Source organism: Mycolicibacillus koreensis (assembly GCF_002104795.1).
Taxonomy (GTDB): domain Bacteria; phylum Actinomycetota; class Actinomycetes; order Mycobacteriales; family Mycobacteriaceae; genus Mycobacterium; species Mycobacterium koreense.
On sequence record NZ_NCXO01000018.1, the window covers coordinates 1 to 12,762 of the forward strand.

The 12,762-nt window shown below is 72.3% G+C and carries 14 protein-coding genes; 3 read left to right on the plus strand and 11 right to left on the minus strand.

Annotated elements, in window-relative coordinates; all coding sequences use genetic code 11:
- The 7 genes from B8W67_RS09700 to ftsH form a co-directional block, all read right to left on the minus strand.
- The coding region (locus B8W67_RS09700; RefSeq protein ID WP_338065981.1) for a DUF6779 domain-containing protein at positions 1-754 on the minus strand (754 nt) is incomplete at its 3' end.
- Between the two features lie 66 nt (positions 755-820).
- Entirely contained in the window at positions 821-1,306 is a 486-nt protein-coding gene (locus B8W67_RS09705; RefSeq protein ID WP_069393160.1) for a DUF3180 domain-containing protein, read from the minus strand.
- On the minus strand, positions 1,307-1,858 hold the full coding sequence (folK, locus tag B8W67_RS09710) for a 2-amino-4-hydroxy-6-hydroxymethyldihydropteridine diphosphokinase (protein ID WP_085303723.1): 552 nt from the start codon (positions 1,856-1,858) through the stop codon (positions 1,307-1,309).
- A gap of 28 nt (positions 1,859-1,886) precedes the next feature.
- Positions 1,887-2,285 (minus strand): dihydroneopterin aldolase, encoded by a 399-nt coding sequence (gene folB, locus B8W67_RS09715; RefSeq protein WP_085303725.1) that lies wholly within the window; start codon positions 2,283-2,285, stop codon positions 1,887-1,889.
- A complete protein-coding gene (gene folP / locus B8W67_RS09720; protein ID WP_174254794.1) occupies positions 2,278-3,099 on the minus strand; it encodes a dihydropteroate synthase in 822 nt (273 codons plus the stop codon). The genes folB and folP overlap by 8 nt, the downstream gene beginning before the upstream one ends.
- A gap of 20 nt (positions 3,100-3,119) precedes the next feature.
- Positions 3,120-3,734, minus strand: a complete 615-nt coding sequence (gene folE, locus B8W67_RS09725) for a GTP cyclohydrolase I FolE (protein WP_085303799.1) — start codon at positions 3,732-3,734, stop codon at positions 3,120-3,122.
- A gap of 50 nt (positions 3,735-3,784) precedes the next feature.
- Positions 3,785-6,103, minus strand: a complete 2,319-nt coding sequence (gene ftsH, locus B8W67_RS09730) for an ATP-dependent zinc metalloprotease FtsH (RefSeq protein WP_085303800.1) — start codon at positions 6,101-6,103, stop codon at positions 3,785-3,787.
- A 162-nt stretch (positions 6,104-6,265) separates the two neighbouring features.
- Between ftsH and B8W67_RS09735 the strand changes: the two genes are divergently transcribed.
- On the plus strand, positions 6,266-7,240 hold the full coding sequence (locus B8W67_RS09735; RefSeq protein ID WP_085303802.1) for an alpha/beta fold hydrolase: 975 nt from the start codon (positions 6,266-6,268) through the stop codon (positions 7,238-7,240).
- Positions 7,241-7,314: 74 nt separating this feature from the next.
- The gene (locus B8W67_RS09740; RefSeq protein ID WP_085303729.1) at positions 7,315-8,058 is read left to right on the plus strand and encodes an SIMPL domain-containing protein; all 744 of its coding nucleotides are present in this window, start codon (positions 7,315-7,317) and stop codon (positions 8,056-8,058) included.
- A gap of 26 nt (positions 8,059-8,084) precedes the next feature.
- Here B8W67_RS09740 and hpt read toward each other — a convergent pair whose 3' ends face one another.
- From hpt to dacB, 4 genes are read right to left on the minus strand one after another with little or no spacing between them, the layout of a single operon-like run.
- Positions 8,085-8,717 carry a hypoxanthine phosphoribosyltransferase gene (hpt, locus tag B8W67_RS09745; protein ID WP_069393155.1) on the minus strand — a complete coding sequence of 211 codons (633 nt, stop codon included), beginning with the start codon at positions 8,715-8,717 and terminating at the stop codon, positions 8,085-8,087.
- Entirely contained in the window at positions 8,707-9,690 is a 984-nt protein-coding gene (tilS, locus tag B8W67_RS09750; protein WP_085303731.1) for a tRNA lysidine(34) synthetase TilS, read from the minus strand. Before tilS ends, hpt begins: the two co-directional genes overlap by 11 nt.
- Positions 9,669-10,712, minus strand: a complete 1,044-nt coding sequence (locus B8W67_RS09755) for an Rv3626c family coenzyme F420 biosynthesis-associated protein (RefSeq protein WP_085303803.1) — start codon at positions 10,710-10,712, stop codon at positions 9,669-9,671. Before B8W67_RS09755 ends, tilS begins: the two co-directional genes overlap by 22 nt.
- Positions 10,709-12,085, minus strand: a complete 1,377-nt coding sequence (dacB, locus tag B8W67_RS09760; protein WP_085303733.1) for a D-alanyl-D-alanine carboxypeptidase/D-alanyl-D-alanine endopeptidase — start codon at positions 12,083-12,085, stop codon at positions 10,709-10,711. The genes B8W67_RS09755 and dacB overlap by 4 nt, the downstream gene beginning before the upstream one ends.
- Positions 12,086-12,264: 179 nt before the next feature.
- On the opposite strand from dacB, the gene B8W67_RS09765 reads away from it, so the two are divergent.
- Positions 12,265-12,753, plus strand: coding sequence for an inorganic diphosphatase (locus B8W67_RS09765; protein WP_085303734.1), 489 nt, complete (start codon positions 12,265-12,267; stop codon positions 12,751-12,753).
- Positions 12,754-12,762 lie beyond the last annotated feature (9 nt).

Genomic DNA, 12,762 nt, shown 5'->3' on the forward strand with positions numbered 1-12,762 from the left:
GGGGCGGTTCGGCCGGTTCGGCGCGGCGCCGGCGCCCGCCGCCCGCGGAGGCACCGGCGGGGGCGCCGGCGTGGCGCGGCGCGGCAGCCGGTTCGGGCGGCGGCGTCTCGGCGGCCGGGGCGGCAGGAAAACCCCCGGTGGGCACCGCCACCTCGGGCACATCGATGATCGGGTTCTCCGCGGTGGGGCTGGTGTCGGCCCGGTCGGAGTCGACGCGGGTGGCGGTGGTGGCGCCCCAGTTGACGGTCTCGCCGGTGCCCCCGGCGCGGTCGCTGAAGGCATGCACGGTGGCGCGGTCGGTCTCCAGGGCCGGGCGGTGCGCCAGATCGGCGTCGAACAGGATCTCCAAGTTGGTGCGCAGCGCCACCAATTCGCTGCGCAGCGCGGCGATCTCGTCGGAGGACTCGGCGCGCAGCTCGGCGGTGAGTTCGGCGCGCAACTGCGATTCGACGCCGAGTTCGTATTCGCGGCGGGCCGCGATCTCACGGTCCAGCTGCAGGTCGTAGACGAGTTTCATGTCCCTCGCGCGCGCCTGGGCGACATCGCTTTGCCGACGGTAGATCACCGACACGAACGCCGCGACCACCGCGGCCCACAGGGCGAGCACGACCGCGAGTTTGAGCAATTCGACCCGGTTGGTGAACACCAACGCCGAACTGGCCCCCAACGCCAGCACGAGCAACGCGGTCAGCAACGTCCAGCCCGGCCTGCGGCCGCCGCGCCGGACCCGAGCGCCGCGGGACAGAACGGTCATGGCCTGACTGTACCCGTGCGAGGTCAATCAGCGTGTTGCCACGCTTGGGCGATTCTTACCGACCGTTCAGCACGCCTGGCTCTCGGCGTCCTCGCCGTGCTCCGGCGGCAACCCCGGTGAGCGACAGCAATACTGCAGCCACAGCGCAGCAACCACCAGGGCCAGAGCGCTGGCCGCGGCGACCACCGCGCCCCGGGTGTCCACGGCGGCCACATGCAGCCAACTGCGCCGCGGCACCAGATACGCCAGCACCGCCAGCCACCATCCCAGCACCGGCGCCCCCACCCACGCCGAGGCCTTGGCGATCACCAGGCTGCGGGCCACCGTCAGCGGATGCACCCGGTCGGAACCGGCGCCGATCTCGGCGGCGCCGATCTTGCTGCGCAGATACTGGCCCCAGCCCGCCTCGACCGCCGCGACCGCCAGCAGCGACAGCCCGGTCCAGACGGTGATCGGCGGGAACCACCGGTAGGCGACCATCACCAGCAGGTAGGCGCCGGCGGCGGTGATGGCGGTGACCGCGAGCAGGTCACGGGTGCGGGTGGGGCCCATCTAGTGCGCCGTCTTTGCGTCCGGGGGCGCCCCGAGGGACAGGTCGGTGCGCCGCACCGCGGCCCGCTCGGCCGGATCGAGTTCGGCGACCAGGGTACTCACCGGCCGGTCGTGGCCGGCGACCATCAGCTCGGCGTCCGGGTCGATGCCCAGCCACGGCACCAGCACGAACGCCCGCAGATGGGCCAACGGGTGCGGCAGCGTGAGCCCGTCGTCGCGGGAGATCACCAGGGTGTCGCCGGCCGGGGAGGTCTCGTAGCAGGTGACCAGGTCCACGTCGAGGGTGCGCGGCCCCCACCGCTCTCCGCGCACCCGGTGGGCGGCGTCTTCGAGTTCGTGGGCGCGGCGCAGCCAGGCGTGCCCGTCGCGGTCCGGGTCCTCGGCGATGAGCACCGCGTTGAGGAACTGGCCTTGATCCAGCCCGCCCCACGGATCGGTCTCATAGACCGCCGAGACCGCTCGCACCGTCGAGCCCAGCCCGTCGACGACCGACCGCAGCCGGGCCATCCGGTCGCCCAGGTTCGATCCGATCGACAACACCACACGGGTCATCGGTTGCGCTCCTTCCGGTTCGGCGGGCTCACAGGGCGGTGCCCGCCGGCAGCACCCGGGAGTGGCGACGGCGGGACCGCCGGGCCACCACCGCCACATCGGTGAACGTGTGCGGGATGGGGGCCTGCGGTTTGTGCACGCTGACCTCCACCGCGTCGACGCGGGCGTCGGCGATGACGTCGTCGGCGATCTCGGCGGCGACGGTCTCGATCAGGTTGCGTGCCGGGCCGGCGACGATCGTCACCGCCCGGTCGGCCAGCGCCCCGTAGTCGTAGGTGTCGGCGAGGTCGTCGCTGGCGGCCGCGGCGGCCTGGTCCAGCCAGACGGTGACGTCGACGACGAAGTCCTGTCCGTCGCGACGCTCGTGGTCGAACACGCCGTGGTGGCCGCGCACCCTCAGCCCGCGCAGTTCGATGCGGTCAGTCATCGTCGTCTCCTCCCGAGGCTCCGCGGCTCCAGGCGGCCGCCACTGCGAGGGCGTCGACGCTGGCGCGCACATCGTGGACGCGCACCCCCCAGGCGCCGTGCAGACCGGCCAGCGCCGAGATCACCGCGGTGGCGGTCTCGCGGCCGTCGGGGGGACGCGCCGCCCCGGCGGGGTCGGCGAGCAGGGCGCCGAGGAACCGTTTGCGTGACGCCCCCACCAGGACCGGCACCCCCGCGGCCACCAGCTGCGGCAGGGCGTGCAACAGCGCCCAGTTGTGCCGCGCGGTCTTGGCGAACCCGAGCCCGGGGTCGATCACCAGGTTGGCCGGGTCCACCCCAGCGGCCACCGCACGGTCCACCCCGGCGAGCAGCTCGGCGCGCACCTCGGCGACGACGTCGGTGTAGTGCGGCACCCGATGCGGCTGGTCGGCGGCGACGTCCCGCCAGTGCATCAGCACCCACCGCGCGCCGGTCTCGACCAGAAGCGGGGTCATCGCCGGGTCGGCCTGCCCCCCGGAGACGTCGTTGACCCAGCTGGCCCCGGCGGACAGGGCGGCACTGGCCACTGCCGCGTGCATGGTGTCGATGCTCACGGTGAGCCCGTGCTGCGCCAGCGCGGCGATCACCGGCAGCACCCGTGCGGCCTCCACCTGCGGGTCGATCCGGCGGGCGCCGGGGCGAGTGGATTCCCCGCCGACGTCGATGATCGCCGCGCCGTCGGCGGCCAGCGCCAGACCGTGTTCGACGGCACGGTCACACGCCAGATAGCGGCCGCCATCGGAGAACGAATCGTCGGTGACGTTGACCACGCCCATGACCTGCACCGGTGGAGAGTTCACTTGCGCAGCATCAGATCCAACGCTTCTGCCCGCGCCGCGGTGTCGGTTTTGAACTGGCCGCGCACCGCCGAGGTGGTGGTGATCGCGCCCGGTTTGCGGATGCCGCGCATCGACATGCACATGTGCTCGGCCTCCACCACCACGATCACGCCGCGCGGCTGCAGCCGGTTCATCATCGCGTCGGCGATCTGCCCGGTCAGCCGTTCCTGCACCTGCGGGCGGCGGGCGTACAGATCCACGACCCGGGCGATCTTCGACAGCCCGGTGACCCGGCCGTCGGCGCCGGGGATGTAGCCGACGTTGGCGACCCCGTGGAACGACACCAGGTGGTGTTCGCACATCGAGTACATCGGGATCTCTTTGACCAGCACCAGCTCGTTGTGCTGTTCGTCGAAGGTGGTGTCGAGCACTTCGTCGGGATCGGTGTAGAGCCCGGCGAACATCTCCCGGTAGGCGCGCGCCACCCGGGCGGGGGTGTCCTTCAGCCCGCAGCGCTCCGGGTCCTCCCCCACCGCGTAGAGCAGTTCGCGCACCGCCGCCTCCGCGCGGGCCTGGTCGAACACCGGCCCGTCGAGCGTGAGTGAATCAGCGCCCAGTTCAACGTCGACCATCTCCGAATCCGTCATCGAATCGGGGTGGGCCATGACACCTCCATCGCGTTTCAGCTGCGGGCCGGCGGGTTGGTCCGGCTCTCCTCACCGTGGCCACCCGTGTCCCCCGATCCTCGCTCAGCACCGGAGTCGCCGGGCGCACCGGGGGCCGGCGGCGGGTATCGGTGGCCCTGCGGCGGATAGGGCGGGTATCCCGGGTACGGCGCGTTCGGCTGCTGCGGGTGCGCCGGCGGGTACCAGTAGCCGCCCTGCTGCTGGGGCGGGGGCCAGCCGGGGGCGTGCCACCCGGCGGGGGCTCCGTAGTCGGGCTGGGTGCCGGCGGGCTGGGTGCCGGCCGGCGGTGCCCCGTTGCTGGGTGGGGGCGCGGCGCCCTCGGCGCGGGCCGCCTCGGCGCTGGCCCGGGCGATCGCGGCTTTGAACGCCGGTTCCGGAACCGGTTTGGGCCATTCCTCGCCGCGCTCGATCGCCAGTTCGCCGGGGGTCTTGATCGGCGGCTTGTCCGACGGGATGCGCCCGCCGAAGTCGTCGAAGAGGGTCAGCCGCGGGCGTTTGCCCACGTCGACGAAGATCGCCTCCAGGTCGGCGCGGTGCAGGGTCTCCTTCTCCAGCAGTTCGGCGGCAAGCCGGTCGAGGACGTCGCGATACTCGGTGAGGATCTCCCAGGCTTCGGTGTGGGCGGCCTCGATGAGTTTGCGGACCTCCTCGTCGATCTCGCGCGCCACCTCGTGGGAGTAGTCGGGGGCGGTTCCCATGGTGCGCCCCAAGAACGGGTCGCCGTGCTCGGTGCCGTAGCGCACCGCACCCAGCTTGGTGCTCATCCCGTATTCGGTGACCATGGCGCGGGCGATCTTGGTGGCCTGTTCGATGTCGGAGACGGCCCCGGTGGTCGGCTCGTGGAACACCAGCTCCTCCGCCGCGCGCCCGCCCATGGCGAACACCAGCTGCGAGATCATCTCCGAGCGGGTGCGCAGGCTCTTGTCCTCCTCGGGCACCGCCACCGCGTGCCCGCCGGTGCGCCCGCGCGCCAGGATCGTCACCTTGTAGATCGGGTCGATGTCGGGCATCGCCCACGCGGCCAGGGTGTGCCCGCCCTCGTGGTAGGCGGTGATCTTCTTCTCCTGCTCGCTGATGATCCGGCCTTTGCGCCGCGGCCCGCCGATGACCCGGTCGACGGCCTCCTCCAGCGCCGCGCCGGTGATCACGGTGCCGTTCTCCCGCGCGGTGAGCAGCGCGGCCTCGTTGATCACGTTCTCCAGGTCGGCCCCCGACATTCCGACGGTGCGTTTGGCCAGCCCGTCGAGGTCGGCGTCCGGGGCCATCGGCTTGCCCTTGGCGTGCACCCGCAGCACCGCGCGCCGGCCGGCGATGTCGGGGTTGGACACCGGGATCTGCCGGTCGAAGCGGCCCGGGCGCAGCAGCGCCGGGTCGAGGATGTCGGGCCGGTTGGTCGCCGCGATCAGGATCACGCCCTGCCGGTCGCCGAAACCGTCCATCTCCACCAGCAGCTGGTTGAGGGTCTGTTCCCGCTCGTCGTGGCCGCCGCCGAGACCGGCGCCGCGCTGGCGCCCGACCGCGTCGATCTCGTCGACGAAGATGATGCACGGCGCGTTCTGTTTGGCCTGCTCGAACAGGTCGCGCACCCGGGAGGCACCCACCCCGACGAACATCTCCACGAAATCCGAGCCGGAGATGGTGAAGAACGGCACCTCGGCCTCGCCGGCCACCGCGCGGGCCAGCAGCGTCTTGCCGGTGCCGGGCGGGCCGAACAGCAGCACGCCGCGGGGGATCTTCGCACCCAACGCCTGGTACCGCGACGGGTTCTGCAGGAAGTCCTTGATCTCGTAGAGCTCTTCGACGGCCTCGTCGACCCCGGCCACGTCGGCGAAGGTCGTCTTCGGCATGTCCTTGGTGAGCTGCTTGGCCCGGGATTTGCCGAACCCGAATCCCATCCGGGCGCCGCCCTGCATCCGGGTGAACAGCACGAACAGCGCCACCAGCAACAGCAGCGGCAGCATGTAGATCAGCAGCGTGCCCCAGATGCTGCCCTGGTTGACGGTGGTGTTGGTGGTGACGTGCTTGGCGGCCAGCGAGTCATACAGCGGCACCGCGTACCCGGTCGGGAACTTCGTGATGATCTGGTCGGCGTTCTCGGTGGCGTCGTTGCCGCTTTTCAGCGTCAACCGCAGTTGTTGTTCCCGGTCGTCGATTTGGGCGCTCTCGACGTTGTCCTCGGCGATCTGAGTGACGGCCACCGAGGTGTCGACCGGTTTGAATTTGCGGGTGTCGTCACTGAGATAGAAGATCGACCAGCCCAACACCACCAGCACACCGATCACGGTGAGGGTGCGGATCACGTTTTTGCGTTTCATCAACTTACGACCGGGCTCGGCCACGTCCTTCCCGTACAGGTAGTTGCAACAGCCCAGGCTACCGCGCCGCCGGCGCGGCCTCGTCGCGATGGCGGTGCCCACCGTGCCCACCGGTGCCCGCCGGTGCTTTCCCGGCACCGGCCGCTGTGCTTGGGTATGACGATGACGACGGGTGCGACGGCGGTCAGACAGCGGTTTGTCGACACCAACGGGGTGCGACTGCTGCTCACCGAGGCCGGTGAGCCGGGCGCGCCGGTGGTGGTGTTGGCCCACGGGTTCCCGGAGCTGGCGTTTTCGTGGCGCCACCAGATCCCGGCGCTGGCCGCCGCCGGCTACCACGTGCTCGCCCCCGACCAGCGCGGCTACGGCCGGTCGTCGGCGCCGGCCGCGGTCGACGCCTACGACATCCATCGCCTCACCGCCGACCTGGTGGGCCTGCTCGACGACGTCGGCGCCGACCGTGCCGTGTGGGTCGGCCACGACTGGGGCGCGCCGGTGGTGTGGAACGCGGCGCTGCTGCACCCCGAGCGGGTGGCCGCCGTGGCGGGGTTGAGTGTGCCGCCCACACCGCGGCCGCGGGAGAAGCCGACCGCGGTGTGGCGGCGGCTGTTCGGCGAGAACTTCTTCTACATCCTGTACTTCCAGCAGCCCGGTGTCGCCGACGCCGAACTCGGCGCCGACCCGGCGCGCACCCTGACCCGGATGTTCGGCGGGCTGCGCCCACCGGCCGACCGGGACGCGGCAGCCAGGATGCTCGCCCCCGGCCCGGCCGGGTTCATCGACCGGCTGCCCGAGCCCGACGGGCTGCCGGGGTGGCTGAACCAGGCCGAGCTGGACCACTACGTCGCCGAGTTCACCCGCACCGGGTTCACCGGCGCGCTGAACTGGTATCGCAACTTCGACCGCAACTGGGAGACCACCGCGCACCTCGCCGAGGCGACCACGGCCGCCCCGGCACTATTCATGGCCGGCTCCGCCGACCCGGTGCTGGGGTTCACCCGGCGCGACCGGGCCACCGACGTGGTGACCGGACCGTATCGGGAACTGGTGCTGGAGGGGGCCGGGCACTGGCTGCAGCAGGAACGTCCCGAGCAGGTCAACGCCGCGCTGCTGAAGTTCCTCGCCGAGCTGCGCTGACCGGCGTTCGCGCGCACGTCGTCGCACGCACGTCGACGCGCGCACGTCGACGCGTGCACGTTAAGGTGCCAACCATGCGCCACGCCACCTTCGACGCCCCGCCGTTCCGCAGACTGACCCGCCGGATGCTCGTCCCCGCGGCGGCCGTGTTGACCCTCATCGGGGTGGCCGGCTGCGACGCCGAATCCCCCGCCGACAGCGGCACCCGCGAGGTCACGGTGATCGGCGAGGGCCAGGTGCAGGGCAGCCCGGATCTGCTCACCGTCGACGTCGGTATCGAGTTCAGTGCCCCCGACGTGACCGCGGCGATGAACCAGACCAACGAGCGCCAGCAGGCGCTCATCGACGCGCTGATCGACGCCGGGGTCGACGAGAGCGACATCGCCACCACGTCGGTGAGCCTGCAGCCGCAGTACACCAGCGAGCCGGGCGCGCCGAGCACGATCACCAGTTACCGCGCCACCAACGCGATCAAGGTCAAGATCCGCGAGTTGGAGTCGGCCTCGGAGGCGCTGGCGCTGATCGTGAGCACCGGCGGGGACGCCACCCGGCTCAACGCGGTGAACTACTCGATCGAGAACGATTCGCAGTTGGTGCGCGACGCCCGGGCCCGGGCGTTCACCGACGCCAAGGACCGCGCCGAGCAGTACGCGCAGTTGTCGGGAATGAAGCTGGGCAAGGTGATCTCGGTGTCGGAGAGCCCCGGGGCCGAGCGGCCCAGTCCGCGCCCGGCGCAGCGGGCCCTGTCCGACGTTCCGGTGGAGCCCGGTGAGCAGACGGTGAGTTTCTCGGTGGAAGCGGTCTGGGAGCTGACTTAACTTCCCCGGCCCGCCCGGGGCTTCCGCTACTGGTAGATCCGCGGATCCAGGGTGCCGATGTAGGGCAGGTCGCGGTAGCGCTCGAGGTAGTCCAGCCCGTAGCCGACGACGAAATCGGTGGGGATGTCGAAGCCCACATAGGAGATGTCGACGCCGGTGCGCATCGCGTCGAGTTTGCGCAGCAGGGTGCAGATCCGCAGTGATCGGGGCCCGCGGGTGGCGAGGTTGCGCAGCAACCAGGACAGCGTCAGCCCGGAGTCGACGACGTCTTCGACGATGAGCACGTCGCGGCCGCTGATGTCGCGGTCGAGGTCTTTGAGGATGCGCACCACCCCCGACGACGACGTCGAGGACCCGTAGGAGCTGACCGCCATGAACTCGAACTGGGTGGGCAGCGGGATCGCCCGGGCCAGGTCGGTGACGAACAGCACCGCGCCCTTGAGCACGGTGACCAGCAGCAGATCCCGGCCGCCGGGAGGGGTGTGCGGGTCGGTGTCGGCGTCGGCGCCCAGGTGGGCGTAGTCGGCGCCGATCTGCGCGCCGAGTTCGGCGACACGGGCCTGAATCCGGTCCTGGGACAGCAGCACCGATTTGATGTCCCCGTTGTACGGCTGCGCTGTCACGCCCACAGCGTGCCATGCCCGGCGGTCAACGACCAACCGGTTCGCTGCGCAGCACCAGCACCGCGCCGTCGCGGGCGGCGACGAGGCGGCGCCGGGTCAGCGCCGAGCCGACCGCCACCCCGCCCTGACCGCGCCAGTCGGTGACGAGCGCGTCGATGCGGCGGATCTGGCGGTCGCTGAGCCCGCGGGCGCCGCCGTCGAGCAGCCAGCTGCGGATCACCCGGCGCCGCACCGGGCCGGGCAGCGGCGCCACCGCCGCCACCGCCAGCGCCCCGCCGTCGGCGTGGGCGCCCGCGGCCGCGGCCGCGGCGAGCGCGTCGAGCACCGCGGTGTCCTCGCGTAGCGCGGTCGCGGTGCGCGCCAACGCCTCGGCGACCCCGCCGCCGAGCACCTCCTCCAACAGCGGCAGCACCTCGGTGCGCAGCCGGGCGCGGGTGAAGCGGGGATCGGTGTTGTGTGGATCGGTCCAGGGGTCGACCCCCAGCACCGCGCAGGCGGCGTGGGTGAGCGCGCGGCGCACCCCCAGCAGCGGCCGGTACCAGGGCGGGTCGCACCGGGCCATCCCGGCCAGCGACCGCGCCCCCGAGCCGCGCCCCAACCCCAGCAACACCGTCTCGGCCTGGTCGTCGAGGGTGTGGCCGACCAGCACCGGCGCGCCGTCGCGGGCGGCCGCCAGCGCGGTGTAGCGGGCGCGCCGCGCGGCGGCCTCCGGGCCGCCGCCGGTGCCGACGGTCACGGTCAGCACCCGCGCGTCGACACAGCCCAGGGCCAGCGCCTGGGCCCGGGCGGCGGCCGCGACCTGCGCGGAGCCCGGCTGCAACCGGTGGTCGACGATGAGCGCGGTGGTCGGCAACAGCCCGGCGGCGACCGCGGTCAACGCCACCGAATCCGGCCCGCCGGACAGGGCGACACACCACCGGTCGGCCGTGGGGAGCCGGGCGTCGGCGAACCGGCTCAGTTCGGTCCGCAACGTCGCCAGCGGCGCCGCTAGAGCACCCGGTTGATCCATCGCTCGGGGGTGTCGATCTCGTCGGGCTGCGGCAGGGTCTGCGGGGAGGTCCACACGGTGTTGAACCGGGCCATGCCCACCCGCTCGACCACGGCGTCGACGAACGCCTTGCCGCGGGTGTACTGGCTGATTTTCGCGTCGATGCCCAGCAGTGCGCGCACCAGTCGCTGCAGCGGCGGCTGATGGCGGTTGCGGCGCTGGTCGAATCGCCGGCGGATGGTGGCCACCGACCGCACCGCCCGCGGTCCGACAGCGTCCATGACGTGATCGGCGTGGCCCTCCAGCAGGGTGCCGAGCACCAGCAACCGGTCGAGGGCGTGGCGCTGCGACTCCGATTGCAGCGCGCGCACCAGCCCGAGGATGCCGGTGGCGTTCGGGTCGGTTCCGTCGCGCCGGGCGCGGGTGAATTCGGCGAGGCGGCCCGCCACCGCGGTGAACTGGTCACCGCCGTCGGCGGTGAGCACCGCCAGCGCATCGGCCATGTGCTCGACCAGCCACGGGTTCGCGGTGAACTGCACCCGGTGGGTGACCTCGTGCAGACAGACCCAGAGCCGGAAATCGTGCGGGTCGACCCGCAGTTGGCGCTCCACGGCGATCACGTTGGGGTAGACCAGCAGCAGCCGGCCGGCCCCGTCGGCGGCCAGCGGGTCGTACTGGCCGAGGATGCCGGAGGCCACGAACGCCAGCACCGCCCCGGTCTGGGCCCCGGCCAGGTGCCCGGAGACGAACCCGCGGGCGGTGTCGGCGCCGCCGGTCATCACCCGCATCGAGTCGGCGGCCGAGGCGATCCAGCCGGGCCGGTCGACCACCGCGGTGTCCGGAGTGGCGGTGACCGGGGTCAGCCCGGTCACCTCGGCGACCAGTGGGCCGGCGGTGGTGGCGGCGTCGTCGAGTTCGGCGATGACCTGCCGGCGGGTGTAGCCGGTGCACGGCGGGCCGGGTCGGGCCAACCGGGTGCCCACGGTGACCGCGAAACGCCAGTCGACGGCGCGTCCCACGGTGAGGTCGGTCGGGCCGGTCACGTTCGGCAACCACACGACCGCAACGTGGCGGCGACGGTGTCGATCGCCGTGCGCCCGGTGGGGCCGGCGTCGTTGGAGATCAAGGTGAACGTCAACACCCGTCCGCCGCGGTCGGTGACCACCCCGGCGAGCGCGTTGGTCGCGGTCAGCGAGCCGGTTTTGGCGCGCAGCCACCCGGCGGCGTCACCGTCGCGATCCCGGTCCAAGAACCGGTCGGAGAGGGTGCCGCTGCCCCCGGCGATCGGCAGCAGGTCCAGCAGCGGGCGCAGCGCCAGGTGATCCGGGCCGGCGGCGGCCTGCACCACCTCGTCGAGGGTTTTCGGGGTCAACCGGTCATCGAGGGACAGGCCGCTGGAGTCGACCAGGGTCGCCTCGGCGGTGTCGATGCCGATACCGGCGAGTTGGTGCAGCACCGCGTCGACCCCGCCGGGGAACGAGTGCGGCCGGCCGGTCGCGGCGGCGATCTCACGGCCGATGCTCTCGGCCATCACGTTGTCCGACGCGTACATCATCTGCCGCAGCCGCAGCATCAGCGGCGCGGAGCGCACCGCGGCCACCTCCCGGCCGGGCACCGGGGCGCGCGCGATCGTCACCGCCGCCGGGTCCAGGCCGAGCGCGACGGCCAGGGCGCGACCCGCGTCGAGCCCGGGCGTGGTGGACCGTTTGGACTCCACCGTGGTCGGCTGGATGCGTCCGGCGTCGAGCATCACCGCCTCGATCGGGGCGATGTCGCCGCCGTCGATGTCCAGCGGGTCCCAGCCGGGCGCCATCGTGGCGCCGCTGAACGCCGAGAGGTCGACCTGCAGGGTGGTCGGGGTGACGCCGCTGGCACGCACCTGGGCGGCCAGGTCGGAGATCCGCGCCGCCCCGCCGTACCAGGTGTCCTCGTCGGGGCCGGCCGCCGAGAGCACCGGGTCACCGCCGCCGACGAGCACCAGCGCTCCGGGGGCGGTGTCGTCGGCCACCACCCGGGTGGTCAGCGTGGCGTCCCGGTCCAGGGTCAACAGCGCGGCCGCGGTGGTGAGCACCTTGTTGGTCGACGCCGGCAGCATCGGCATGTCGTCGTGCTGGGACCACAGTTCGGTGGCGCTGGCCGCGTCGGTGACCCGTCCGCCCAGGAAACCGAGGTCGGGGTCGGCGAGCGCGGCCGCCAGCGCCGCGGTGATCCCGGCGGCGGTGGGCATCGGGGCGCCGTCGGAGACCGGCACGACGCCGGGGTCGGCGGCCACCACCGCCGGCGGGGGCGCGACCTGCCGACTCGGATCGTGGGCGCCGGTGATCACCACCGCCACCGTCAATACCGCCACCACCAGCAGCAGCACGGACACACCGATGGTCACGTGGGTTGAGCGACGCCACTGCCTGGGACACATGGCCCTCCTGGTCCTCCCGCGTTCGGCCGGTGCTGCTGGCAGGCGCCGCGGCGGCGCCCCGGGGCAATTCTGCCGGATCGGCCGGTCGCCGCCGCGGGTGCGGTGGCCCTCCCCCGCTGGGCGGGTCTTAGACTCAGCCCGATCAACCCAAGACTTACCGCAGGCAAGGAGCCGGCACCGTGCAATTCGACGTAACCATCGAGATCCCGAAGGGTCAGCGCAACAAGTACGAGGTGGACCACGAGAGCGGCCGGGTCCGGCTGGACCGCTACCTGTACACGCCGATGGCCTACCCGGCCGACTACGGGTTCATCGAGGACAGCCTCGGCGAGGACGGCGACCCGCTCGATGTGCTGGTGTTGTTGCCGCAGTCGGTGTTTCCCGGGGTGCTGATCGAGGTCCGCCCGGTCGGAATGTTCCGGATGACCGACGAGGCCGGCGGCGACGACAAGGTGCTGTGCGTTCCGGCCGGCGATCACCGCTGGGATCACATCACCGACATCACCGACGTGCCGACCCACGAGCTCGACGCGATCAAACACTTCTTCCTGCACTACAAGGACCTGGAGCCGGGCAAGTTCGTCGAGGCCGCCGACTGGGTGGACCGCGCCGCCGCCGAAGCCGAGGTGCAGCGCTCGTTCGACCGGTTCCGCGCCGCCGGGCACTGAGCCCGCGCC